Genomic DNA, 22841 nt, shown 5'->3' with positions numbered 1-22841 from the left:
AGGCGGATCGGTGGCCAGGGACATGAGCGATGACCACGCGCCGGCCGAAGACCTCGCCGCCGCCCATCTGAGCTATGTCAGCGACCTCGACCCCGGCATCCGCCGCCGCAAGGCCGGCCGTGGCTTCAACTATGTGGACGCCGAGGGAACAGCGGTGACCGACCAGGCGACGCTCGACCGCATCCGCGCCCTCACCATCCCGCCGGCCTGGACCGATGTCTGGATCGCGCCCTCCGCCCGCGGGCACATCCAGGCCACCGGTCGCGACGCGCGGGGCCGCAAACAGTACCGCTACCACGCCCGCTGGCGGCAGGTGCGCGACGCCCACAAGTACGACCGGCTGATCGCCTTCGGCCGCGCCCTGCCCAGGCTGCGCGCCCGCGTGACCCACGACCTCGCCCGCCATGGCCTGCCCCGCGACAAGGTGCTGGCCGCGGTGATCCGGGTCATGGAGATCACCCTGATCCGGGTCGGCAACGAGGAATACGCCAAGGCCAACAAGAGCTTCGGGCTCACCACCCTGCGCGGCCGTCATGCGAAGATCGGCGCCACCAGGGCGGTGTTCGAGTTCCGCGGCAAGAGCGGCAAGGTCCACAGCACGGGCTTCAGCGACCGTCGCCTCGCCCACATCCTGAAGGCCTGCCAGGACCTGCCCGGCCAACGGCTGTTCCAGTACCTCGACGAGGACGGCGAGCGCCACGCCGTCGAGAGCGCCGACGTCAACGCCTACATCCACGCGGCGATCGGCGAGGACTTCTCGGCCAAGGACTTCCGGACCTGGGCCGGGACGCTCGCCGCCGCCCGCGCCCTGCTGGCCCTGCCGGCCGGCGCGGCGAAGCACAACGTCACCGTCTGCGTGAAGGCGGTGGCGGGCGTGCTGGGCAACACCCCGGCCGTCTGCCGCGCCGCCTACATCCACCCGGCGATCCTGGCGGCCTACGAGGCCGGCGACCTCGACCTCAAGGCGACTAGCGACGACCGCGCCTTCGAACTCTCGGTGTTGAAGTTCCTGGAAGCCGCGCGCCGGGCCTAGGCCACGGCGACCCGGCGCCGCGCCCGCAACACGCCGCCCAGCCCCAGGAAGCCGGCGCAAAGCAGGGTCCAGGCCGCGGGCTCCGGAACGCCCGGCGGGGCGAGCGCCGCGGACGAATAGTCGTGGCCGCTGGCCGAAACCAGGCTCACGCCCGGCCCGGCGTCGACGAAGATGTTCATCGGGTCGTGGAAGTCGAAGCTGGCGCTGCCGCCGACCGTGTTGTCCAGGATGGCCGCGCCGCCGCCGGTCAGGGTGCCGAGCAGATCCAGGGTGTCGCCCACGCCCAGCATCACCGTGCGCACGTCGTGGAAGGTCCCGGTGGTGTGCAGCAGGCTGAAGCCGTTGCTGTCGTCGTGCAGGTCGTCCAGCGTGAACTTGCTGGTGATCGTCGAGAACGACGGGAACTGGCCCAGATCGTTCCCGGTGAAGACCGCCTGGCCGGTGTAGTCCAGGGTGAAGGTGATCGCCACCTGCGTGCCCGCCGCCAAGGTGGCGGAATTGATCACCACCTCATCCTCGAACTGCGCCATGGGCCCGCCGTTGGCGATCGCCTGGGACTGCGCGCCGTGCTGCGGAACGCCGGAGGCGGCGCCGGACCCCGCCACGTCCAGCGAGCCGTAGTCGGCCAGGATCGAAAGGGTGGCGTTGGACGAGCTCAAGGGGTCGCCGCTACTGGTGGCGCTGAGGTTCACGGCGAGCGGCGTGCTGGATCCGATGAAGCCGGTGTTGGCCGCGTGCACGTCGCCGCCCGCCATGACCAAGCCGTCGGCCTGCAGGCGCGCCGCCTGTGCAAGGGCGGACGAGGCCGCAAGAAGACCCGCGCCGAACGCAAGGCCGGTGACGGAAACCCGAAGACCCTGACGCAAACCCGCATGGGCGCGCCGTTGAACGCTGCTGAACATGGCCACTCCTCCAGAGTTGGGGGCGGGACCCTGTATGGCAGAAATCGATGATGCAACCCGCTGCCGTTGATCTTCACTAGACTGTGAATTCGCCGATTAACTATTGAATGGACTAATAAAACTCAGATTTGAATATTTCGCATCTGAGGTGAATTCTTTTCCTTCTACGGGAGCGTCACCCGCCCCTGGCTTTCCGCCGCGTCCGCCGCCTAAGCTCGCCGAAACGGTCGGGAGATCCTTAGCCCATGCTGCCCCAGCGTCTGCGTTTCGGCGCCTTCATCGCGCCGTTCCATCCCCTCGACGAGAACCCGACCCTGGCCATCCAGCGCGACCTGGAGCTCGTCCAATGGATGGACCAGCTGGGCTATGACGAGGCCTGGATCGGCGAGCACCACTCCGCCGCCTACGAGCTGATCGCCAGCCCCGAGGTGTTCATCGCCGCCGCCGCCGAGCGGACCAAGCACATCCGCCTGGGCACTGGGGTCTCGTCCCTGCCCTACCACCACCCGCTGATGCTGGCCGACCGGATCAACCAGCTTGACCACATGACCCGCGGGCGGGTGATGTTCGGCGTGGGCCCCGGCGCCCTGGTCTCCGACGCCTTCATGATGGGCATTCCGGTCGGCAAGCAGCGCGACCGGATGGACGAGGCGCTGGCGGTGCTGGTGCGCCTGCTGCGCGGCGAGGAGGTGACCCACAAGTCCGACTGGTTCGAGCTCGATCGCGCCCGCCTGCAGATGACGCCCTATTCGCGGCCCAGCGTGGAGATGGCGGTGGCCAGCCAGGTCTCGCCCACCGGCTCGCGCGCCGCCGGCCGCCACGGCCTGGGCCTGCTGTCGCTGGGCGCGACCTCGGTGGGCGGCTTCAATGCGCTGGCGTCCAACTGGGCGATCGCCGAGGAGCAGGCCGCCGAGCACGGGACGGCCATGGACCGGGCCGCCTGGCGGCTGGTCGGGCCGATGCACATCGCCGAGACCCGTGAACAGGCCATGGCCGACATCCGCTTCGGCCTCGACAAGTGGATCTATTACTTCCGCGAGATCGCCAACCTGCCGATCGTGCCGGAAGGCGACGACCCGGTGAAGGCCATGGTCGAGACCGGCATGGCGGTGATCGGCACGCCGGACGACGCGGCCGAGCGCCTCCAGCAACTGGTCGACCAGTCCGGCGGCTTCGGCGCCTTCCTGCTGATGGCCCACAACTGGGCGCCCTGGGACGCGACGCGGAAGTCCTATGAGCTGATGGCCCGCTACGTCTTCCCGAAATTCCAGAACCTCAACGACAACCGCACCGCCTCCATGGCCTGGGTGAAGGAAAACAAGGAGGCCTTCACCACCGAGGTGCGCGGCGCGGTCGGCGCGCGCATCGTCCAGCACATGATGGAGAAGGGCACGGAGAATATCCGGCCCGAGATCGTCCAGCTGATCACCGGAGCGATGGGCGCGGAGCCGCCCAAGGCGGACTAGCGCCGGTAGGAGAAGCCCACCTTCACGGTGCGCGGCTCGCCCCAGCTGGTGACGAAGACGGCCGTCTTGCCCGTGGAGATGTGCGCGTCGGCGATGTTGTCGATGGCCAGGTAGAGCTCCTCGCCCGGCCCCAGGCTCCAGGCCGCGCGGCCGTCCCATTCGGCGCCCGGCGGCAGGCGTCGCGTGTTCTGGTCATCGTCGAACTGGTCGGATGTGTAGCGCACGAAGGAAGAGAGCGTCAGCTTCTCCATCGCGCGCCAGTCGAGGCCCAGGGTCGCCGTCACGGCCGGCGTCTGGGCGGGCTTGAGGCCCGTGAGCTGCGGCGCGGCGTTCTCTCCGTCGACGCGGGCGTGGGTGTAGGAGAAGGCCGCCCGCCAGCTGAGCGCGGTGAACACCTCACCGTCGGCGTCGCCTTCCACGCCCCAGGCGTTGATCTGGCCCGCGTTCTGCCGCTGGAACAGGGTGCCGCCGGCCACGATGAAGCCCGCGACCGGCAACGCCGGAATGATGCCCGGCCCCTTGCCGATGGTGACGTTGGTCACCGGGTCCTTCAGCACGTTGTAGAACACCGTGCCCGCCCAGTTGAACCTGGCGCCGGCGAACGCGTCGCCGCCGATCCCAACCTCGACGCCGTCCAGCTTTTCGGGCCGCAGCAGCGGGTTGGACTCGGTGATGTCGTTGCCGACGCGGAACGGCCGGTTCAGTTCGTTCAGGGTCGGGGCCCGGAAGCCGGCATAGGCGGCCGCGCGCAGCCACAGGTCGTCGTCCACCGAATAGCGCACGCCGACGCGGCCGGTGGGCACCGTGCCCGAGGCGTCCGGCGTCGGATTGTTCAGGGTGACCGCACCGCTCGCCAGCACGAACTCCTTGCGCTGGGCGTCCTTGGTCGTCCAGTCGTCCACCCGCGCCCCGCCGGTGACCAGCCAGGGCCCCTGTGTGTAGTCGGCGTCGAGATAGATTCCGCCCACGAAGGTCTGGCCGCCGACCTGACGACCCATGGTGTACTGGTTGTTCACGACCTTGAAGAGCTCATGGTCGGTGCCCATGGCCCAACGGCCGTCGGCGCCCAGTTCCCAGGACATCCCGCCCTGCCGGCCCTGCCAGGCGGCGTTCAGGCCATAGCCCTGCGCCGGCGTGTCGAACTCGTCGTTGGAAGGCGTGGTGGATGAACGGTCCGCCGCCACCGCGACCGAGGTGTTGGCCAGGTTGCTGCCGCGCGCCCAGGCCTGCAGTCGCCATCCGCCAACGCCGTCGCCCGCGGGCTGCGCCAGGGTCAGGGTCTCAGCGTCGCCCTTGGCGGTGGAGCGCGCGCCCTCCAGGCCCGCGCCGCGGCGCTCTTCGAAGGTCTCGAGCCGCAACGCCGCCTGCACCGAGCCGAAGCTGTGCTGGAAACGCACCGAGGCGTTGGCGTCCTCCAGGTCCAGCGGCGTGTCGGCCGCGCCCTGTTCAGGCCCGCGCACGGGCACATAGCCATTGTTGCTCTCGCCGGAGACGGTGATCAGCATGTCCTTGGTGCCGCCGCTGACCGCCGCGCGATAGGCTTCCCGCTCGCCCACCGAGACGTCGAACGCACCCAGGCCGTCGCGCGCCGCCCGCTCCTGCAGGTTGATGACGCCCTCGAGCGCGCCCGCGCCGTAGGGTCCGGCGCCCGCGCCGCGGACGACGGTGGCGCCCTCGATCCCCTCGGGCGGCAGGGCCGTCCAGATCACCCAGCCGCCGAACGGGTCGTTCACCGGCGCGCCGTCCAGGGTCACCAGCGCGCGGCTGGCGGCGGAGCCGGCGATATTGCGCAGCGAGATGCCCTGGGTCGTCGGGTTGGCCGAGAGCGAGGTGGTGCGGCGGAACAGGGATGCGCCGGGCACGCTCTCCAGCGCCTGGTCGAGCCGGGGCGATTGCTTCAGCACCTCGGGCGTGATCTGCGCGGTGCTGAACACCGCCTCGCCGCCCAGCGGCTTGAGGCGCGGCGGGTAGACCACGACGACTTCGACGGTGGTGGGCGGCGGCGGCGCAGCGTCGACCATCAATGCCTCCCCTATCAGCCCCATACTGGGCTTTCGACGGCCTTAGCGCTATCCAGCGTCGATGGACAGCGCAACAGCCAAGGTCGCCATCGTCACCGGTGCGGGCAGCGGTATCGGCCGCGCTGTGTCCCTGGCGCTACTGGCCGACGGCTGGTCGGTGGCGCTCGCGGGCCGACGGATCGAGCGCCTGGAGGAAACCCGGGCCCTGGCCGGCGACGCCGCCGGCCGCGCCCTGGCCCACGCCGCCGACGTCGCCGATCCCGAGGCGGTGACCGGACTGTTCGACACGGCCAAGGCTCGCTTCGGCCGCCTGGACCTGCTGTTCAACAACGCCGGGACCGGCGCCCCGCCCGTTCCGCTGGAAGAGCTTTCCTTCGACCACTGGAAGCGGGTGGTCGACATCAACCTCACCGGCGCCTTCCTCTGCACCCAGGCCGCGTTCCGGCTGATGAAGGACCAGGATCCGAAGGGCGGCCGGATCATCAACAACGGCTCGATCTCGGCCCATGTCCCCAGGCCGCGTTCGGTCGCCTACACCGCCACCAAGCACGCCATCACCGGCCTCACCCGCTCCACCTCCCTGGACGGCCGCGCCTACGGCATTGCCTGCGGCCAGATCGACATCGGCAACGCCGCCACCGAGATGACGCAACGCATGAGCGGGGGCGTCATGCAGGCCGACGGCTCCATCGCTGCGGAGCCCACCATGGACGTCGCCGCCGTCGCCGAGGCGGTGCGCTACATGGCCGGCCTGCCGCTCGACGCCAACGTGCAGTTCATGACGGTGATGGCCACCGACATGCCGTTCATCGGGCGCGGCTAGGCGGGCCTAGTCGGCGTAGTTCGCCGCCCGCTTCTGCAGGTTCGACATCACCGCCTCGATCTGGTTGGGCGAGCCGATCAGCGCGCCCTGTTCCCGGCTTTCGGCGAGCAGGATGGCGGGCTGGTCGGACTCGGCCGCCATGTTCAGCAGCCGCTTGCCGGCGCGGATGGCGTCGGGGTTCTTTGCCGCGATCTCGGCGGCCATGGCCAGCGCCTCGGCCCTGGGATCGGCGCAGACCCGGGTCGCCAGGCCCATGGCCACCGCCTCCTCGCCGCCGAAGATGCGGCCGGTGAAGGTGAGTTCGCGCGCCACGTCGTCGCGAACCAGGCCGCGCATCAACACGATGCCAGCCATATCGGGCACCAGGCCCCATTTGATCTCCAGCACCGCCAGTTTCACGTCGGCGGTGACCAGACGGATGTCGCAGCCCAGCGCCAGCTGGAAGCCGCCGCCGAACGCCACCCCGTGGATCGCGCCGATCACCGGAACCGGGATCTCGCGCCAGACCATGCAGGCCTGCTGGGCGTGATTGGCGCCGCCGGGCGTGCGCCTGGTCGTCACCAGCGCCTCCGACGAGCGGCGTCCGTCGCCCGAGGCCATCTGGGCGAAATTGCCCATGTCGAGCCCGGCGCAGAAGGCGCGGCCCTCGCCGGACAGCACTACGCAGCGGACGCCTTGCTCGGTCTTCAGCCGCTCGCCGGTCTCCACCAGGGCGGCGAACATGGCGTTGTCGAGGGCGTTCATCTTGTCGGCGCGGACCAGGCGCACGTCGGCGACGCCGTCCTTGATCTCCACGCTCACGCGGTCGTTCATCGAAGCCTCCAGTCGTGTCAGGCCGCGCTCACGCCATAGCCGGCGCGCGGGAAGTGCACATGGATCAGGTCGAGTTCGCCGGCCTCGCGGGCGACCACGATCCGCTCGGCGTTGATGGCGACCAGCCGCCCCTCGATCGGGTCGCGGCCATAGTCGTCGGCGCGCACCGCCACCATGGCGCCAGGCGCCAGGCCGGAGGGGTCGTGGGGGTCGCTGGGCGGCGGGTTGGCCGGCGTGGCCGCTCGCGCGGCCTCCAGCGCCTCGGCGGGCGCCATCTCCTCACGCCGCCCATGTCCCAGGGCCTCCATCCGCGCTCGCCAGCCGATGGTCTTGGTCAGGCCCTCCAGCAGACTAGCCGCTGGGCCCGGCGCCGCGCGGCCCAGCCACCAGATGTTCATGTAGGCGGCGATATCGGCGAGCGAAGGCGTTGATCCGCCGAGGAAGTCGTGGTTGCCCAGGCCGCGCTCGATCCAGGCGGCGTGGGCCCGCCACTGGCCGCGCATGGGACCCGCCACCGCCTTCATCGCCTCGATGTCGAACGGCCGGCCGGACAGCTTCTCGCGGTCGTCGCGGAACGCCTGCGGGACATTGTCGCCGATTTCGCCGAACACCACCGCCACCGTGGTCTGGAAGAACAGACGGTCGGCCCAGAGGTTCACCGCCCAGTCGGCGCCCTTCACCACCGGCGGCCTGGGATGGCGAGCATCCAGCTCGGCCAGGATCACCTGGGTGTCGCAATAGACGTCCGCGCCGATCTGCAGCACCGGGATGCGCCGGTAGCCGCCGGTCAGCGGGACCAGATCCGGCTTCGGCATGATCACCGGCTGGATCACCGAGCGCCAGTTCAGCGCCTTGACGCCCAGCATGATCCGCACCTTCTCCGAAAAGGGCGAGGTGTCGTAGTGGTGCAGGATGATCTCGCTCATGTCGCCCCAATCATGTGGCCATGGTCTCCGATCCGGCGGGCGCGTGGCGGACCTGGGCGGCCTTGGCGGCCTGAAACGCCGGGCGCGCCTGCAGCCGGTCCCAATAGGCCTGTGTCTGTGGCTTGAATTCGGCGTCGAGCCCAAGCTGGGCCGCCAGCAGCAGGGCGTAGCCGACCGAGATGTCCGCCGCCGTGAACCGCCCCGCGCAGAGGAATTCGTCGGTCTCGACCACCCGGTCCACGGCCCGCAGGCGCGCCAGGAACCACTTGGCGTAGTCGTCGGCCACCACCTCGGCCTTGCCGGGCTCGAACTGCCGATAGCGCAGGACGAGCGTCTGCGGGAAGGTCAGCGTCGCCTCCCCCTGGTGCAGCCAGTTCAGCCAGGCGCCATAGGCGGGATCGCCCGGCTCGACGCTGAGCGCCGTGGGCCCGTCGCGGGTCGCCAGGTACTGCACGATGGCGGCGGACTCGGTCATGAAGGTTTCGCCGTCCCGCATCGCCGGGATGGTGCCCAGCGGGTTCACCGCCATGAATTCCTTGGCCCGATAGCGCGGCGGGAACGGCATCACCACCAACTCATACGAAAGACCCAGCTCCTCCAGCGCCCAGAGCGGGCGGAATGAGCGCGCGTCGACGCAGTGGTAGAGCTTGATCGCCATCAGCCCTCCCGCGTCTCGTAGACCGGCGGCCGCTTCTCCAGGAAGGCGCGCACGCCCTCCTGGAAGTCGCCGTCCTGGCTGGCCAGGATCTGGTTGCGGTCTTCCATGGCGATCGCCGCCTCCAGCCCCTGGGCGTCGATGGCGTGGTTCAGCGCCTCCTTGGTGAGCCGAAGGCCGAGCGGGGTGGCGTGCAGCATGTCGTCCACGAAGCCCTGCGCCTCGCTCGCCATCTGCTCGCGCGGGACGACCCGGCTGACCAGGCCCAGTTGATAGGCGCGCTCGGCGTCGATGAAGCGGCCGGTCAGCATGTATTCGGCGGCCACCGAGGAGCCCACCATCCGCGGCAGGAAATAGCTCACCCCGATGTCGCAGGCCGACAGGCCGATGCGGATGAAGGCGGCGTTCATCCGCGCTTCCGGCGCGGCGATCCGCACGTCGCTTGCCAGCGCCAGCGCAAAGCCGCCGCCGGCCGCCGCCCCGTTCACGCAGGCCACGATCGGCTGCGGGCAGCGGCGCATGGCGATGACGATCTCGCTGATCTCCCGCTGCCGCGTCAGGCCTGCGCCCACCGAGCCGCGGGCCTGCGGGTCGCCACGCTCCTTCAGGTCCAGGCCGGCGCAGAAGGCCTCGCCGGCGCCGCTCAGCACCACAACGCGGACGTCGCGCCGCCAATAGAGGCCCACGAAGAATTCGCGCAGCTCGGTCACCAGGCCGCGCGACAGCGCGTTCAGCCGCCCCGGCCGGTTCATCGTCGCCCAGACGACCTCGCCCTCCTGCCGCAGCTCCAGGTCGGCCATCAGGCGACAGCCTTCAGCCACGGGATCATGATATCGGTGACCTCCTGCGGCCGCTCCTGCTGGGTCCAATGACCGCAGCCGGGCAGGACGTGGACGCCGCGCAGGTCGGTGACATGGGTCTTCATCATCGCGCCCGGGTCGGCGATGCGGCCGAAGCCGTTGAAGGCCGGGTCCTTGTCACCGCCGATCAGCAGGGTCGGCATGTCGAGCGTGCGGCCCTTGAACTGCTGCAGCCAGGCGAAGTCGCGCTCGTGGTTGCGATAGCGGCTGAGCGGCCCGAAGAAGCCGGAGCCCTCGAACTGGTCCACGTAGTAGTCGAGGTCGGCGGGGCTCAGCCAGGCGGGGAAAACCTCGGGGTCGATCATGCCTTCCAGCATGGTCGCGCCGTGTTTCTTGAGCGGTGACTGGCCCCGGGGCGCATCGCCGCTGGCGCCATAGTAGAACTTGCGCAGGTAGCCGCGCACGTCGGCCTCGGCCTCCGCCTCCGCCGGCCCCACGTCCTGGTACCAGGCCTGATAGAAGAAGATCCCCTTGTCGGTGAAGGCCTCCTTGAAGATCTCGGTGAAGGGCCGGTTCGGCACACCGGAATAGGCCACCGACAGGCCGGCGATGGCCTTGTAGCTGTCCGGCCGCGACAGGCCGGAGTTCCAGACGATCGGCGCGCCCCAGTCGTGGCCGATGAGGATCGCCGGGGCGTCCGGCTGCAGCGCCTTGGCCACGCCCGCCACGTCGGCGGTGATCGCCTCCATGCTGTAGGCCGCCACGTCGCCCGGCTTGTCGGAGCCGCCGTAGCCGCGCACGTCGATGGCCGCGGCTGTGAAGCCGGCCCGGGCGATCGGCCCGATCTGGTGACGCCAGCTGTACCAGCTCTCCGGAAAGCCATGGACCATCAGGACCAGCGGCCCCTCGCCCTCGGTGGCCACGCGGATCTGCGCCTGGCCGGCGTCGATGGTGCTGAATTCGGGCATGGCTGCGGCTCCCTGTGGCGTCCATGTTCCCCGTCCTGACGCGCACGGCAAGCATCACCTCGCGTCAGCGTTGACCCGGCGAGCGCGCTGTCGGCATCGTCCGTGCGGGAGGATGAGCGATGGCGCCCATGATGAAGACGGCCGCCGGGTTCGAGACGGTGGCCTGCGCGGTGGCCGATCATGTCGCGCGGATCACGCTCAACCGGCCGCACCGGCGCAACGCGCTCAACTACCAGGCCTATGACGAGTTGGAGCAGGCGTTCCGCCTGGCCTCCGCCGATCCGGAGGTGCGCTGTGTCGTGGTCACCGGCGCCGACCCCGCCTTCTGCTCCGGCGACGACGTGGCCGAGATCATGGCCGGACCGAAGGCGGCGTCGAAGGCGCCGGCCGCCCAGGCGTCGCGGCCCACGCCCGCGGCCATGGCGGCCCTGGCCTGCGCGAAGCCGGTGATCGCCGCTGTCAATGGCGCCGCCGTCGGCTGGGGCATGGAGCTGGCGCTGTTCGCCGACATCCGCATCGCCTCGGAAGCCGCCCGTTTCGCCGAGCTGTTCGTCAAGCGGGGCCTGCCCTGCGACGTGGGCGGCTTCTATCGCCTGCCGGCCATCGTCGGCCCCGCCAAGGCCGCCGAGCTGCTGTTCACCGGCGACGTCATCGACGCGGCCGAGGCCCTGCGCATCGGCCTGGTCAGCGAGGTTGTCGCCCACGCCGACCTCCTGCCCCGCGCCCACGATCTGGCCGCCCTCATCGCCGCCAACCCGCCGCTCGCCGTCCAAAGCTTGAAGGCGGGCCTGCAGCGCACCGCCTACGGCGATCCGCAGGAGATCGGCGCCTGGGCGATCGGCGAGATCCGCCGTCTGATGCAGACCCACGATCACCGCGAGGGCGTCGCCAGCTTCCTGGAGAAGCGCCCGCCCCTCTTTGAAGGCCGCTAAGCGCATGAACGAGCTCGATTTCAGCAAGAAGGCGGTGCTGGTGGTGGGCGGCTCCAGCGGCATCGGCAACGGCGTCGCCCACGCCTTCGCCGAACGCGGCGCGGCGGTCCACGTCTGGGGCACCCGGGCCACGGCCGAGGACTACGAATGCGTCGAGGGCTCCGACCTGGACGGCCTGGCCTACGCCCAGGTCGACGTCGGCGACCGCGCCCAGATCGCCGCGGCGGTCGGGCCGCCGGCGCTGGACGTGTTGGTGCTCTGCCAGGGCACGGTGGTCTATCGGCGCGGGGAGTTCGAACCCGAGGGCTGGGATCAGGTGATGGCCGTCAACCTCGACAGCCTGATGGCCTGCGCCAACCGCTTCCACGACACGCTCGCCCAGCGGAAGGGGGTGATCATCGTCGTAAGCTCGGTCTCGGGCTTCACCGCCAACCGCGGCAACCCGGCCTATGCGGCGTCGAAGGCGGGCGCGGTCAGCCTGACCAAGACGCTTGGCGAGGCCTGGGCGCGGGACGGGATCCGGGTCGTGGGCCTGGCGCCCGGCCTGGTGGACACCAAGCTCACCAAGGTCACCACCGAACATCCCGACCGATTGGCCGCGTCCCTGCGGGCCATCCCGCTCGGCCGCATGGGCACCCCGGCCGACATGGCGGGCGCGGCCCTGTTCCTGGCCTCGCCGCTGGCGGCCTATGTGGTGGGCCAGACCCTGATCGTGGATGGAGGGCTGTCGCTGTGAGCGCGCCGGGTCGCAGCATCGAAGGGCTGGTGGCCTTCATCACCGGCGCGGCCAGCGGCATGGGCCGCGCCACCGCCGAGGTGTTCGCCGCCGAGGGCGCCCACGTGGCGCTCAGCGATATCGCCGGCGAGGCGGTGCGCGAGGTCGCCGACGACCTGGTTCATCGCGGCATGAGCGCCGAGGCCTGGATGCTGGACGTCTCCGACAGCGCGGCCGTCAAGACCGTGGTCGCCGCCGCCGCGGCGCGGTTCGGCGGGCTGGACATGGTGGTCAACAACGCTGGGATCAGCGCTTTTTCACCTATAGATTCCGATGATTACGAGCATGTGTGGACACGCGCGCTTGGCGTGCTGCTGACCGCCCAACAGCGGATCGTCCGCGCCGCCCTGCCGCATCTGCGCCGCTCCGCGAGCCCGCGCATCGTCAACATCGCCTCGACCGAAGCCCTGGGCGCCACCAGCCGCGACAGCCCCTACGCCGCCGCCAAGGCGGGCGTCACCGGCCTCACCCGCGCATTGGCCGTGGAGTTGGGCCCCGAGGGGATCACGGTCAATTGCATCTGCCCGGGCCCGATCCTCACCGGCATGACCGAAGCGATTCCGGCTGGTGACAAGGAAACCTTCGCGCGCCGCCGCACGGCTCTGCGCCGCTACGGCCGCCCGGAGGAGGTGGCGCAGATGACGCTCTCCCTCTGCCTGCCCGCCGCCTCCTACATCACCGGCGCGACCATCCCCGTCGACGGCGGCCTGATGGCGCGCAACGCCTGACGTTCGAGCCCAACCCGTGAAAGGCGCCTCATGAGACTTCGCACCGCCCTCCTCGCCACCGCCCTGGCAGCCGCCTTGGCCGGCTTTGCGGCGCCCGCCGCCGCCCAGGCCATCATGACCCGCGAGATTCCAAACGCCGGTGGCCTGCAGATGACCGAAGTCAAGGTCACGCTGGCGCCCGGCCAGATCGGCCACCCGCACCACCACGGCGGCTTCCTGGTCGCCTATGTGCTGAAGGGGACCGTGGTCAGCCAGGTGGAGGGCGAGCCCGAGCACACCTGGCATGTGGGCGACAGCTGGATCGAGAACCCCGGCGCCCACCATGTGGTCAGCCGCAACGGCAGCGCCACCGAGCCCGCCGAGTTCCTGGTGGTGTTCGTGGCCCCCAAGGGCACGGTGCTGACCACGCCCGATCCCTGAGGCGCGGAGTGGCGCTCACCCTTCGCTCCGCCGGAGCGGATGACGCCGCCGCGTTGTGCGCGATCCTGCACGACACCTTCGCCAGCGCCTGGCGGCCACAGATCACCGAGGCTGCGGCGCAGGCGTTCCTGCGCGAGGATCGGCCTACGGCTTACGTCGGCGAACGGGGTCCTCTCTTCCATGTCGCCGAGGTCGACGGCGAGGTCGTGGGTTTCGTCGATTGGGACGGCGACTTCGTGAACGCGCTGCACGTCCGCGCCAGCCATGCGCGCCAGGGCCTGGGCGCACGCCTGATGGACCTCGCGGAGGCCGAGATCGCCAAGGCCGGACACCCACAGGCGCGACTGGAGACCGACACCTTCAACCGGCCTAGCCAGGCTTTCTACGCCAAGCGCGGCTATGTGGAGGCCGACCGCTATCCCGACCGCGAATGGGACAGCGGGCTCACCACCCTGCTTCTGGCGAAGCCGCTCAGTCGCCCTTGAACTTTCCCTTCCGTTTCTCCCGGAACGCGGCGATCCCCTCGCGGTAGTCATTGGTCCGGCTGGCCAGCAGATACTGGTCGCGGTCCATGTAGATGGACGCCTGGGCGCCCGTCGCGGCGATGCCGTTGATCGCCTCCTTGGTCATCCGCACCGGCAGCGGCGGCAGGGCCGTGACCTTGTCGGCCCAGACCCTGGCGGCGGCGAGCGCCTGGCCATCGTCCACGACCTCGTCGGCAAAGCCCCAGTCGAGGCAGCGGGTCGCGTCGGCCGCCTCGCCGAACATCACATATTGCTTGGCGCGCGAAGGCCCGGCCAGGGCGACCAGCTTGGGAAGCGTCCGCCAGCTCATGTTCATGCCGAGCGGGACCTCCGGCAGGCGCATGTAGGCGCTCTTGCCCATCACCCGGAAGTCGCAGGAGACCGCCAGCGCCGAGGCGCCGCCGATGCAGTAGCCCTCAATGGCGACGATGGTCACCGCCTCGATCTCCTCCCAGGCCCGGCACAGGTCCGGCCCGGCCATCACCGCGCGGCGCGCCTCCAGCAGCGCGCCCGTCCCCGCCCGCGCCTGGCTGGCCGAGATATCCGCCCCGGCGGAGAAGTAGCTGTCGGTCCCGGTAAGGATCACCGCCTGGATGTCGGTGCGCAGGCGCAGCAACCGCGCCGCCTCGGTCAACTCCTCCATCAAGGGACCGTTCAGGGCGTTGCGCGCCTCGGTCCGGGCGAGGGCGACCTCGACCACCGCCTCGCGCCGGCTGACCGCGATGTGGGTCCAGCCGCCTTCGAACAGCGCGTCCATGCTTGCCTCCTCGACCACCTGGCGGGAACGATACAGGACTTCGCTTGCCAGCCGAGCCCGGCGGGCGAACACTCGCCGCAAACCGATGGGGAGCGAAGATGCGCAACGCACTCGGGCTGGCGCTCGCCGCCGCCCTGATAGTTCCGTCCGCTGCGGCGGCCGACTACCACGCGCCGAAGAACGGCTTCGGCCAGCCCGACTTGCAGGGCACCTGGACCAACGCCTCGCTCACCAGCCTGCAGCGGCCGGCGATGTTCAAGACGCTCACCCTGACCGAGGCCCAGGCCACGGATGTGGAGAAGCGCCGCGCCGAGGCCCGCGCTCGCGCCGACAAGCCCACCGATCCCAAGTCCGGCGCGCCGCCGGCCGGCAACGACCCCGGCGGCTACAACGCCTCCTGGACCGATCCAGGCGTCTCGCTCGGCCGCATCAACGGCCAGGTGCGCACCTCGTGGATCATCGATCCCGCCGACGGCCGCCTGCCCTACAGCGACGCCGGCCACAAGCTCTACGTCGACACGCTCCGCAAGGCCCGCAACAGCTGGGACGGGCCGGAGAACCGCCCGCTCGGCGAACGCTGCATGCTGGGCTTTGGCTCCACGGCCGGCCCGCCAATGCTCAACGTCTTGTATAACAACAACTATCAGATCGTTCAGTCGAAGGACTCGGTGGCCATCCTGGTCGAGATGAACCACGACGTGCGCATCGTGCGGCTGAACACCAGGCAGCACCTGCCCAACTTCATGCGCCCCTGGATGGGCGACAGCATCGGCTGGTGGGAGGGCGACACCCTGGTGGTCGAGACCACCAACTTCAATCCGGGCGAGAGCCTGCGGCCCTATTTCGACAATTCGATCCTGCTGTCACCGGCCGCCAAGGTGACCGAGCGCTTCACCCGCGTCTCGCCGACTCAGATCCTCTACCGCTTCGAGGTCGACGACCCGGCCGTCTACACCCAGGTGTGGAAGGCCGAGATGCCGATGAACGCCACCAAGGGGCCGGTCTACGAATACGCCTGCCATGAGGGCAACTACGCCCTGCCGGGCATCCTCGCCGGCGCCCGCCAGGCGGAGAAGGAAGGCAAGAAGATCGAAGCCGTGGACGTGAGCGGACGCTGAAGAACCGACTTAGTTCAACTCCAGCCCCTTGAGATCGCCGGCTTCGCGCCAGTCGGCCAGCAGCTTGGCGAAGGCCACCGGGCCCGCGCCATAGGAGCCGTTGCGGGCGCTGATGGCCTGCACATTGCCCTCGTTGTTGTAGTAGCCGGGCGTGCACTCCTCGAGGAACTTCTGGCGCATCAGCGACAGGTCGATGATGGTCTGCACCCAGGCGTCCTCGGCCTCCTGGCTGGCCTCGATCAGCCGCACCTGCCGCGCCGCGGCGTGACCCAGCACATAGCCGATGTGCCGGGCCTGCTCGTTGATCATGTGCGGGAAATTCACCGAGAAGCCGGACTGAGTGTTGGAGATGATGAAGACATTCGGGAAGCCGCGCGAATAGAGGCCGTGCAGGGTCGAGACGCCGTCCGCCCACTTCTGCGTCAGCGTCTGGCCGCCGCGGCCGTAGAGTTCGTAGCCCGAGCGCCGCGTATAGGACGTGCCGACCTCGAAGCCGGTGGCGTAGATGATGCAGTCCAGTTCGTACTCGACGCCGCCCGCCACAATTCCCTTTTCGGTGATCCGCTCGACGCCGCGGCCCTGGGTGTCCACCAGATGCACGTTCGGCCGGTTGAAGGTCTGCAGATATTCGTCGTGGAAGCACGGCCGCTTGCAGAACTGGTTGTAGTAGGGCTTCAACGCCTCGGCGGTCTTCGGATCGGCGACCACGCCGTCCACCCGGGCGCGCACCTGCTCCATCTTCTTGAAGTCGGCGAGCTGCATCAGGTCGGCGGGATTGCCGATGGCCTGGCCGGCCTCCGCCTGCTTGCGGGCGAGCAGCAGGATGTTGCCGATGATGTCGGTCCAGCCGTCCTTCACCAGGTCCTCGGCCTGGAAGCCGCCGCTGGTCAGGACGGTGAAATTGTCCATCCGCTCCTGCTGCCAGCCGGGCTTCAGCGCCTTCGCCCAGTCCGGGTCGGTGGGCCGGTTGTTGCGCACGTCGATGGACGAAGGCGTGCGCTGGAAGACGTAAAGCTCGCCCGCGCCGGCGCCCAGGTGCGGCACGCATTGCACCGCCGTCGCCCCGGTGCCGATCACGCCCACCCGCTTGCCCGCCAGGCCGGTGAGGCCGCCCTGCGGCGAGCCGCCGGTGTAGTCATAATCCCATCGGCTGGTGTGGAAGGAATGCCCCTTGTAGGTCTCCACGCCGGGAATGCCGGGAAGCTTCGGCCGGTGCAGCGGCCCGTTGGCCATCACCACGAACTGCGCCCGTAGGCGGTCGCCGCGGCTGGTCTCGACGATCCAGCGCGCGGTCGCCTCGTCCCAGGTCAGCTTGGTGACCTCGGTCTGGAACAGGGCGCCCTTGTAGAGGTCGAAGTGCTCGCCGATGGCCCGGCAGTGCGCCAGGATCTCCGGCGCCGGGGTGTACTTCTCCTTCGGCATGAAGCCGATCTCTTCGAGCAGCGGCAGGTAGATGTAGCTCTCCACGTCGCAGGCCGCGCCGGGATAGCGGTTCCAGTACCAGGTGCCGCCGAAGTCGCCGCCCTTCTCGATCAGGCGGATGTCCTCGATGCCCGCTTCGCGCAGCCTGGCGCCGGTGAGCAGGCCGCCGAACCCGCCGCCGACCACCACCACCTCGACCTCGTCGGTCAGCGTCGCGCGCGAGAAGCCCGGCGTCACATAGGGGTCGTCCAGGTAGTGGGCGAAGTCGCCTGCGATCTCGCGGTACTGCGCGTTGCCTTCCCGACGCAGCCGCTTGTCGCGCTCGGCCCGATACCTGGCGCGCAGCGCCTCGGGATCGAACCCCAGGTCCTCGGCGGGCGCGGGGGCGGGATCCAGGGTTTCGGTCATGCGTCGGCTCCTCGCCCGGTTCGAACAAGCGTTTGACGCATCAAGCTAGAGATGACGCCACGACAATCAAGGCGTCACGCGTGCGCAGAAGCATACCCAATATTCGAAATTTGGTCGCCGCGAGCCCATTCATTACAGCGTAAAAACCGGGGTTTTGGGAGGAAGACCTTAACCTGATCGGGCGATGGTGCCGCATGGCCGCTGTGCATGCCACGAAGGACCCCGCCTCGGGTGGGGCTGCCGGTTGGGGATTCGACGCCCTGCCGATCCCCATGGCGGTGCTCGACCGCGACCTCGCCATCCAGGACGCCAACGCCGCGTTCGCCGAATTGCTCGGCGTGCCCGCCGCCAGCCTGATCCACGAACCGTTCGGCCAGCGGGTCCGGGCCGTGGCGCTGGAGGCGCCCGAGGGCGAAGGCGTGCAGACCTTCCTGTTCCAGTGCGCCGACGGGCCGCGCTGGCTGCGCCTGGACCTGCAGGAAGCCGGGGACCGGATCCTGGCGGTGTTGGTGGACGTCACGGGCGAACGCTCGGTGCTGGAGCGGATGAAGGCCGACTTCGCCGCACGCGGCCGGCTGATGCATGACGCCGAGGTGGGCGTCTGGCGCTTCGACCCGGAAGCCCAGGTCTACCATTTCCCCACCGAGCTCGCCCTGGGCCACGCCCGGATCCAGGAACCGGTGCCGGTCGCGAACCTGCGCCTCATCCAGCACCCCGACGACGTGGCGATCGACGACGCCATCCGCGAGCGCCTGACCACCGAGGAGGGCTCGGCCGAGGCCGACATGCGCTACCGCACCGGCGACGGCGGCTGGCGCCACCTGCGGGTGCTCTACCGTTCCGGCCGCAAGCTGAAGTCCGGCCTCTACGAGATGTATGGCCTAAGCCAGAACGTCACCGACCTGGCCCAGGCGCGCGACGAGGCCAACGCCGGCGCCCAGCAGCTCAAGCTCGCCCTCACCAGCGCCAGGGCCGGGGTGCTGGGCTATGACTACGTGGCTGGCCGGTACTGGTTCTCGCAGGAGCTGCGCGCCCTGGTCGGCGACGAGATCCTGGTGGCCGCCGCCGTCGATTCCGTGGCCATCTATCATCCGGACGACCAGGAGCGGGTGCGCGCCTACAACGCCATCGTGGAGGCCGGCGCCCATTCTCCGGGCGTCGATGCGCGGCTGATGAAGCCGGAAGGCCCGCTCTGGGTGCGCCTCTACTGGCAGACGGAATATGACGCGGCCGGCGCCCCGCTGCGCGGCGTGGGCCTGGTGATCGACATCGACGAGCAGAAGCAGCAGGAACTGGCGCTGAACGAGGCCCGCGTGCTGGCCGAATCCGCCACGGCCTCGAAGTCGAGTTTCCTGGCGTCGGTCTCGCACGAAATCCGCACCCCGATGAACGGCATCGTGGGCGTGCTGAACCTTTTGAAGCGCGAGCAGCTGACGGCGGAAGGCCGCGACCTGCTGGGCGAGGCCCTGGCCTGCAGCGACATGCTGGCCCAGCTGATCGACGACGTGCTGGACTTCTCCAAGATGGAGGCCGGCAAGCTGGACGTGACGCCCGCGCCCACCGATCCGGCGGCGGTGATGGGCAGCGTCGTGGCCCTGCTGCAGCCGCAGGCCGACAACAAGAACCTCTACCTGCGCGCCGTGGGGCCGGCCGCCGACGACGGCCGCTGGGCGATGATCGACCCGATCCGCCTGCGCCAGTGCCTGTTCAACGTCATCGGCAACGCCGTGAAGTTCACCCAGGCCGGCGGGGTGGAGGTGCGGATGAGCTACCACGACGGCGCGGACCGCAAGCTGCGCGTCGAGGTGCAGGACACCGGCGTGGGTGTGCCCGAGCATGCCAAGGCCGCGCTCTTCGACCGGTTCCAGCAGGCCCACACCGGCCCCGACCGCAAGTTCGGCGGCACCGGCCTTGGCCTCGCCATTTCCCGCAGCCTGGCCGAGATGATGGGCGGCGAAATGGGCTTCGAGTCCGCCGAGGGCGTGGGCTCGACCTTCTGGTTCGAGATCGCCGCGCCGCCGGCGCCGGCCGCCGCGGCCGCGCCCGTGGTCGAGGGCGGCGAGGCGCCGCTGGCCGGACTGAAGGTGCTGATCGTCGACGACAACCGCACCAATCGCCTGGTGGGCCTGAAATCGCTGGAGGCGCTGGGCGCCGCCGCCGAAACCGCCGACAGCGGCGAGGCCGCCATCGCCCTGGCCGCTGAGGGCGGCTACGACCTGATCCTGATGGACGTGAACATGCCCGGCATGGACGGGCTGGAGGCCACGCGCCGCATCCGCGGCCTCCCCGCACCGTCCTGCGAGACGCCGATCGTGGCGCTCACCGCCGATGTCATGACCCATCACCAGGCGGCCTATCACGCCGCCGGCATGAACGGCTTCGTGCCCAAGCCCTTCTCGCCCGCCCAACTGCTCACCGAGATCGTGCGGATCGCGGTCTAGGCCCGCCCTTCTCAGGCGACCGGCGCCTTTTCCGCCAGGCCCTTCAGCGCGCGCAGGCCGTCGTCGAACTGCGGCCCGAGCATCTTGTCCATCGGGAAGACCGCGTGCATCAGCTTGCTCACCAAGGTCAGCGGGCCGCTCATCGCCCAGGTGACCTTGCTGCCCGCGCCATCCGCGGCGACGGTGAACTCGGCCACGTTGTTCGCCTTGAACGGCTTGGTGAACTTCAGGTCGATCACTACCTTGGACGGCGCGATGGCCTGCGTGATCTCCATGCTGCCCGAGCCCGCCTTCTTGCCCACCCAGGCGTATTGCGCGCCCACCCCGCGGGCTGCGCCCGAATAGGTCTTCTGCAGGTCGCTATCCATCTTCTCGAACGGCGACCAGGCCGCCCAGGCGTGGAAGTCGTCGATGTGCGGATAGACCGCCGACGGCGGAGCGTCGATGTGGATCGAGCGTTCGAAACGGAAGCTGTCGTTGGCCATGGCTTGGGTCCTCCGGGAAGATGTTCACCTGGAAGACGGCGTTACGCCAGCCGCGCCGACATCGGCGGCGAAATTCGTTCCGGTTTCCACGGCCAGCTTCCCTAGGCGTAAGCTTGTCTTGCGTCGCCGCGGGCCTCGCCCAATAGTCGGCCCGCGCCGGCGTATTCGGCGCACGGGGACTTCACATGTTCGACCGCTTCCTGCCCGCCGCCGGGACCCTTGCGGCCGGGGCGGCCGCCGCCGCGTTGATTGCCGCCACGCCGGCGCTCGGGGCCGCCTACACGCTCGAGCCCACGCCTTCCACGGTGGCCTGGGGCCACTATGACTCGAAGGACAAGCCGGCGCTGACCATCAAGTCGGGCGATACCGTCGCGGTGCATACCGTGCTGACCAACAGCCCGGCCGGCCTGAAGGCCAACGGCGTGCCGGACGACCAGATCGAGCCGGCGCTGAAGGACGTCTACGAGCATGTGCCGGCTTCCGCCCGTGGGCCTGGCGGCCACGTGTTGACCGGCCCGATCGTCGTGGATGGCGCGGAGCCCGGCGACACCCTGGAAATCCGCATCCTGAAGATCGATCTGGCGATCCCCTACGCCTACAACGGCTTCGGTCCCGCCAACGGCCTGCTGCGCGACGACTTCCTGTACCGGCGCACCAAGATCATCCCGCTGGACCGCAACAGGATGATCGCCAACTTCGGCCCGGGCGTCACCATCCCGCTGCATCCCTTCTTCGGCAGCATGGGCGTGGCCCCGCCGCCGGCCATGGGCCGCTGGGACTCCACGCCGCCGACCATCATCGGCGGCAACATGGACAACAAGGAACTGGTCGCCGGGACCACCCTTTTCCTGCCGGTGTTCGTGAAGGGCGCCTATTTCAACGTCGGCGACGGCCACGCCGGCCAGGGCAACGGCGAGGTGGATGTGACCGCCATGGAAACCTCCCTGGTCGGGACCTTCCAGTTCATCGTCCATAAGGGCGAGAAACTGCCCTACCCGCGCGCCGAGACGCCGACCCACTACATCGCCATGGGCTTCGACGACGACCTGGCCGTGGCCACCGTCAAGGCGGTGCGCAACATGGTCGACTTCCTGGTCGCCCATAAGGGCCTGTCGAAGGACGACGCCTACATGCTGACCAGCGTCGCCGGCGACGTGGACATCACCGAGGTGGTGGACCGCAACAAGGCCGTCCACGTGATGATGCCCAAGGCGATCTTCGCGAAGTAGCCGCTATTTCGACGGCGCCGGGGCTGCGAACTTGAACGCCAGGTAGCGGATGTCGCCGCCCTTCGGGACCAGGGTCTGGTGCGGCGTTCCGGGCGGGATCCACAACACGTCGCCGGGCCCGAGCGGATAGCTGCGGGCGCCGGCGATCTTGCCGCCGCGCCATTCGCCGGGCGCGGTCTGCTTGTTGCCAGCGACGCTCCCGCCGATCAACTCGGTGGCTTGGCCCGCCTGGACGATGAGCTCGTCGGCCAGCCGGTCGTGCACCTCCACCTGGCCGTCGGCGTCGCGATGGGCCGACAGCAGGACCACCCCCGGCCCCGTCGGGACTGGCGCGGTGGCGATCCCGTCCTTGGTCCTGGCCGAGAGCGCCGCGACCTGGGCGGCGGAGACGTAGACGGCGGTGTTGCTTGGCTGAGCGACAGCCGCGCCGGCCGTCAAGGCCAGCACGCAGCCGGTCAAGTAAAAATGTGTGCGAATACTCAAAGTCGCGCCCTCCTCCCGATTGGTGGAGAGGATCATAGCGGCTGGGGCGGAAACGAAAACGGCCCCTGCTCGCGCAGGGGCCGTTTCGAACTTGGGTGCGGGGACAGGATTTGAACCTGTGACCTTCAGGTTATGAGCCTGACGAGCTACCGGGCTGCTCCACCCCGCGGCAAAGCGAAAGCTGGCATCGTGAATTGAAGGGTCTTGGATCTCACATCCGCTTGGTAGACCTGGCGGCGACCTACTCTCCCGCGCCTTAAGACGAAGTACCATCGGCCCAGAGGGGCTTAACGACCGAGTTCGGAATGGGATCGGGTGGGGACCCCCCGGCAAAACCACCAGGTCAACGAAGCGGATGTGAAGAGAAGACATCATTGCTGCTCAGGTAAAACCCAAGCGAAGCATGAATTTTGCTAAGAACGATCAAGCCGATCGAGCGATTAGTACCAGTAAGCTGCACGCCTCGCGGCGCTTCCACATCTGGCCTATCAACGTGGTGGTCTACCACGGCTCTCGGCGAAGCCTTGTTTTGAGGTAAGTTTCCCGCTTAGATGCTTTCAGCGGTTATCTTGTCCACACTTAGCTACCCTGCTGCGCGGCTGGCGCCACGACAGGTCCACCAGAGGTGTGTCCATCCCGGTCCTCTCGTACTAGGGACAGATCCTCTCAAGCTTCGTACACCCACGGCAGATAGGGACCAAACTGTCTCACG

At 69.3% G+C, this 22841-nt stretch carries 22 protein-coding genes, 1 tRNA gene and 2 rRNA genes; 11 read left to right on the top strand and 14 right to left on the bottom strand.

Features of this window, described 5'->3' with window-relative positions; all coding sequences use genetic code 11:
* Positions 1-22: 22 nt before the first annotated feature.
* The gene (locus VGL85_RS15000; protein ID WP_331589763.1) at positions 23-1033 is read left to right on the top strand and encodes a DNA topoisomerase IB; all 1011 of its coding nucleotides are present in this window, start codon (positions 23-25) and stop codon (positions 1031-1033) included.
* Here VGL85_RS15000 and VGL85_RS14995 read toward each other — a convergent pair.
* A complete protein-coding gene (locus VGL85_RS14995; RefSeq protein ID WP_331589762.1) occupies positions 1030-1935 on the bottom strand; it encodes a hypothetical protein in 906 nt (301 codons plus the stop codon). The genes VGL85_RS15000 and VGL85_RS14995 overlap by 4 nt on opposite strands.
* Before the next feature lie 245 nt (positions 1936-2180).
* Between VGL85_RS14995 and VGL85_RS14990 the strand changes: the two genes are divergently transcribed.
* Positions 2181-3401 (top strand): LLM class flavin-dependent oxidoreductase, encoded by a 1221-nt coding sequence (locus VGL85_RS14990; protein ID WP_331589761.1) that lies wholly within the window; start codon positions 2181-2183, stop codon positions 3399-3401.
* Here the strand turns inward: VGL85_RS14990 and VGL85_RS14985 are convergent.
* Positions 3398-5422, bottom strand: coding sequence for a TonB-dependent receptor (locus VGL85_RS14985; protein ID WP_331589760.1), 2025 nt, complete (start codon positions 5420-5422; stop codon positions 3398-3400). The two genes, VGL85_RS14990 and VGL85_RS14985, sit on opposite strands and share 4 nt — an antisense overlap.
* Positions 5423-5483: 61 nt before the next feature.
* Between VGL85_RS14985 and VGL85_RS14980 the strand changes: the two genes are divergently transcribed.
* The gene (locus VGL85_RS14980) at positions 5484-6245 is read left to right on the top strand and encodes an SDR family oxidoreductase (RefSeq protein WP_331589759.1); all 762 of its coding nucleotides are present in this window, start codon (positions 5484-5486) and stop codon (positions 6243-6245) included.
* A 6-nt stretch (positions 6246-6251) separates the two neighbouring features.
* On the opposite strand, the gene VGL85_RS14975 is transcribed toward VGL85_RS14980, so the two are convergent.
* The 5 genes from VGL85_RS14975 to VGL85_RS14955 are packed head-to-tail and all read right to left on the bottom strand — an operon-like array spanning position 6252 to position 10407.
* Complete coding sequence (locus tag VGL85_RS14975; protein ID WP_331589758.1) at positions 6252-7058, bottom strand: crotonase/enoyl-CoA hydratase family protein; 807 nt, start codon at positions 7056-7058, stop codon at positions 6252-6254.
* Between the two features lie 17 nt (positions 7059-7075).
* Positions 7076-7984, bottom strand: a complete 909-nt coding sequence (locus VGL85_RS14970; RefSeq protein WP_331589757.1) for a glutathione S-transferase family protein — start codon at positions 7982-7984, stop codon at positions 7076-7078.
* 10 nt (positions 7985-7994) lie between these two features.
* Positions 7995-8642 (bottom strand): glutathione S-transferase, encoded by a 648-nt coding sequence (locus tag VGL85_RS14965; protein WP_331589756.1) that lies wholly within the window; start codon positions 8640-8642, stop codon positions 7995-7997.
* Positions 8642-9439 carry an enoyl-CoA hydratase/isomerase family protein gene (locus VGL85_RS14960; protein ID WP_331589755.1) on the bottom strand — a complete coding sequence of 266 codons (798 nt, stop codon included), beginning with the start codon at positions 9437-9439 and terminating at the stop codon, positions 8642-8644. Before VGL85_RS14960 ends, VGL85_RS14965 begins: the two co-directional genes overlap by 1 nt.
* Positions 9439-10407 (bottom strand): alpha/beta hydrolase, encoded by a 969-nt coding sequence (locus VGL85_RS14955; RefSeq protein WP_331589754.1) that lies wholly within the window; start codon positions 10405-10407, stop codon positions 9439-9441. The genes VGL85_RS14960 and VGL85_RS14955 overlap by 1 nt, the downstream gene beginning before the upstream one ends.
* Before the next feature lie 119 nt (positions 10408-10526).
* On the opposite strand from VGL85_RS14955, the gene VGL85_RS14950 reads away from it, so the two are divergent.
* Genes VGL85_RS14950 through VGL85_RS14930 form a run of 5 tightly spaced genes read left to right on the top strand, consistent with a single transcriptional unit; the run spans position 10527 to position 13747 of the window.
* On the top strand, positions 10527-11339 hold the full coding sequence (locus VGL85_RS14950; protein WP_331589753.1) for an enoyl-CoA hydratase/isomerase family protein: 813 nt from the start codon (positions 10527-10529) through the stop codon (positions 11337-11339).
* Positions 11340-11343: 4 nt separating this feature from the next.
* Positions 11344-12075: an SDR family NAD(P)-dependent oxidoreductase gene (locus VGL85_RS14945; RefSeq protein ID WP_331589752.1), complete on the top strand. Its 732-nt coding sequence runs from the start codon at positions 11344-11346 to the stop codon at positions 12073-12075.
* A complete protein-coding gene (locus tag VGL85_RS14940; protein ID WP_331589751.1) occupies positions 12072-12842 on the top strand; it encodes an SDR family oxidoreductase in 771 nt (256 codons plus the stop codon). The genes VGL85_RS14945 and VGL85_RS14940 overlap by 4 nt, the downstream gene beginning before the upstream one ends.
* A 30-nt stretch (positions 12843-12872) precedes the next feature.
* Positions 12873-13262 (top strand): cupin domain-containing protein, encoded by a 390-nt coding sequence (locus VGL85_RS14935; protein WP_331589750.1) that lies wholly within the window; start codon positions 12873-12875, stop codon positions 13260-13262.
* Positions 13263-13270: 8 nt separating this feature from the next.
* The gene (locus VGL85_RS14930; protein ID WP_331589749.1) at positions 13271-13747 is read left to right on the top strand and encodes a GNAT family N-acetyltransferase; all 477 of its coding nucleotides are present in this window, start codon (positions 13271-13273) and stop codon (positions 13745-13747) included.
* Here the strand turns inward: VGL85_RS14930 and VGL85_RS14925 are convergent.
* Entirely contained in the window at positions 13734-14543 is an 810-nt protein-coding gene (locus VGL85_RS14925; RefSeq protein ID WP_331589748.1) for an enoyl-CoA hydratase/isomerase family protein, read from the bottom strand. The two genes, VGL85_RS14930 and VGL85_RS14925, sit on opposite strands and share 14 nt — an antisense overlap.
* 98 nt (positions 14544-14641) lie before the next feature.
* Between VGL85_RS14925 and VGL85_RS14920 the strand changes: the two genes are divergently transcribed.
* Entirely contained in the window at positions 14642-15661 is a 1020-nt protein-coding gene (locus VGL85_RS14920; protein ID WP_331589747.1) for a hypothetical protein, read from the top strand.
* 9 nt (positions 15662-15670) lie between these two features.
* Here VGL85_RS14920 and VGL85_RS14915 read toward each other — a convergent pair whose 3' ends face one another.
* Positions 15671-17491, bottom strand: coding sequence for an NAD(P)/FAD-dependent oxidoreductase (locus tag VGL85_RS14915; RefSeq protein WP_331589746.1), 1821 nt, complete (start codon positions 17489-17491; stop codon positions 15671-15673).
* 194 nt (positions 17492-17685) lie between these two features.
* Between VGL85_RS14915 and VGL85_RS14910 the strand changes: the two genes are divergently transcribed.
* Entirely contained in the window at positions 17686-19932 is a 2247-nt protein-coding gene (locus tag VGL85_RS14910; RefSeq protein WP_331589745.1) for an ATP-binding protein, read from the top strand.
* An 11-nt stretch (positions 19933-19943) separates the two neighbouring features.
* Here the strand turns inward: VGL85_RS14910 and VGL85_RS14905 are convergent, their stop codons facing one another.
* On the bottom strand, positions 19944-20417 hold the full coding sequence (locus VGL85_RS14905; RefSeq protein WP_331589744.1) for an SRPBCC family protein: 474 nt from the start codon (positions 20415-20417) through the stop codon (positions 19944-19946).
* A gap of 185 nt (positions 20418-20602) precedes the next feature.
* Between VGL85_RS14905 and VGL85_RS14900 the strand changes: the two genes are divergently transcribed.
* A complete protein-coding gene (locus VGL85_RS14900; protein ID WP_331589743.1) occupies positions 20603-21646 on the top strand; it encodes an acetamidase/formamidase family protein in 1044 nt (347 codons plus the stop codon).
* 3 nt (positions 21647-21649) lie between these two features.
* Here VGL85_RS14900 and VGL85_RS14895 read toward each other — a convergent pair whose 3' ends face one another.
* The 4 genes from VGL85_RS14895 to VGL85_RS14880 all read right to left on the bottom strand — a co-directional run.
* Positions 21650-22093, bottom strand: a complete 444-nt coding sequence (locus tag VGL85_RS14895; protein ID WP_331589742.1) for an AraC family ligand binding domain-containing protein — start codon at positions 22091-22093, stop codon at positions 21650-21652.
* 128 nt (positions 22094-22221) lie between these two features.
* Positions 22222-22298, bottom strand: a tRNA-Met gene (locus VGL85_RS14890).
* Positions 22299-22357: 59 nt separating this feature from the next.
* Positions 22358-22472: ribosomal RNA gene (gene rrf, locus VGL85_RS14885) — 5S ribosomal RNA — on the bottom strand.
* 76 nt (positions 22473-22548) lie between these two features.
* Positions 22549-22841, bottom strand: a 23S ribosomal RNA gene (locus VGL85_RS14880); the annotation flags it as partial.

The organism is Phenylobacterium sp., assembly GCF_036501465.1.
In the GTDB taxonomy this organism is placed as follows: Bacteria; Pseudomonadota; Alphaproteobacteria; order Caulobacterales; family Caulobacteraceae; genus Phenylobacterium.
Note: the sequence above shows the minus strand (reverse complement) of the source record. Positions and strands in the feature narration are given on the sequence as shown.

Excerpts from the sequence above, each read along its gene's own strand:
- VGL85_RS15000 (WP_331589763.1), top strand. The coding sequence starts at position 23 with ATGAGCGATGACCACGCGCCGGCCGAAGACCTCGCCGCCGCCCATCTG.
- VGL85_RS14995 (WP_331589762.1), bottom strand. The coding sequence starts at position 1,935 with ATGTTCAGCAGCGTTCAACGGCGCGCCCATGCGGGTTTGCGTCAGGGT.
- VGL85_RS14990 (WP_331589761.1), top strand. The coding sequence starts at position 2,181 with ATGCTGCCCCAGCGTCTGCGTTTCGGCGCCTTCATCGCGCCGTTCCAT.
- VGL85_RS14985 (WP_331589760.1), bottom strand. The coding sequence starts at position 5,422 with ATGGTCGACGCTGCGCCGCCGCCGCCCACCACCGTCGAAGTCGTCGTG.
- VGL85_RS14980 (WP_331589759.1), top strand. The coding sequence starts at position 5,484 with ATGGACAGCGCAACAGCCAAGGTCGCCATCGTCACCGGTGCGGGCAGC.
- VGL85_RS14975 (WP_331589758.1), bottom strand. The coding sequence starts at position 7,058 with ATGAACGACCGCGTGAGCGTGGAGATCAAGGACGGCGTCGCCGACGTG.
- VGL85_RS14970 (WP_331589757.1), bottom strand. The coding sequence starts at position 7,984 with ATGAGCGAGATCATCCTGCACCACTACGACACCTCGCCCTTTTCGGAG.
- VGL85_RS14965 (WP_331589756.1), bottom strand. The coding sequence starts at position 8,642 with ATGGCGATCAAGCTCTACCACTGCGTCGACGCGCGCTCATTCCGCCCG.
- VGL85_RS14960 (WP_331589755.1), bottom strand. The coding sequence starts at position 9,439 with ATGGCCGACCTGGAGCTGCGGCAGGAGGGCGAGGTCGTCTGGGCGACG.
- VGL85_RS14955 (WP_331589754.1), bottom strand. The coding sequence starts at position 10,407 with ATGCCCGAATTCAGCACCATCGACGCCGGCCAGGCGCAGATCCGCGTG.
- VGL85_RS14950 (WP_331589753.1), top strand. The coding sequence starts at position 10,527 with ATGGCGCCCATGATGAAGACGGCCGCCGGGTTCGAGACGGTGGCCTGC.
- VGL85_RS14945 (WP_331589752.1), top strand. The coding sequence starts at position 11,344 with ATGAACGAGCTCGATTTCAGCAAGAAGGCGGTGCTGGTGGTGGGCGGC.
- VGL85_RS14935 (WP_331589750.1), top strand. The coding sequence starts at position 12,873 with ATGAGACTTCGCACCGCCCTCCTCGCCACCGCCCTGGCAGCCGCCTTG.
- VGL85_RS14925 (WP_331589748.1), bottom strand. The coding sequence starts at position 14,543 with ATGGACGCGCTGTTCGAAGGCGGCTGGACCCACATCGCGGTCAGCCGG.
- VGL85_RS14920 (WP_331589747.1), top strand. The coding sequence starts at position 14,642 with ATGCGCAACGCACTCGGGCTGGCGCTCGCCGCCGCCCTGATAGTTCCG.
- VGL85_RS14915 (WP_331589746.1), bottom strand. The coding sequence starts at position 17,491 with ATGACCGAAACCCTGGATCCCGCCCCCGCGCCCGCCGAGGACCTGGGG.
- VGL85_RS14910 (WP_331589745.1), top strand. The coding sequence starts at position 17,686 with ATGGCCGCTGTGCATGCCACGAAGGACCCCGCCTCGGGTGGGGCTGCC.
- VGL85_RS14905 (WP_331589744.1), bottom strand. The coding sequence starts at position 20,417 with ATGGCCAACGACAGCTTCCGTTTCGAACGCTCGATCCACATCGACGCT.
- VGL85_RS14900 (WP_331589743.1), top strand. The coding sequence starts at position 20,603 with ATGTTCGACCGCTTCCTGCCCGCCGCCGGGACCCTTGCGGCCGGGGCG.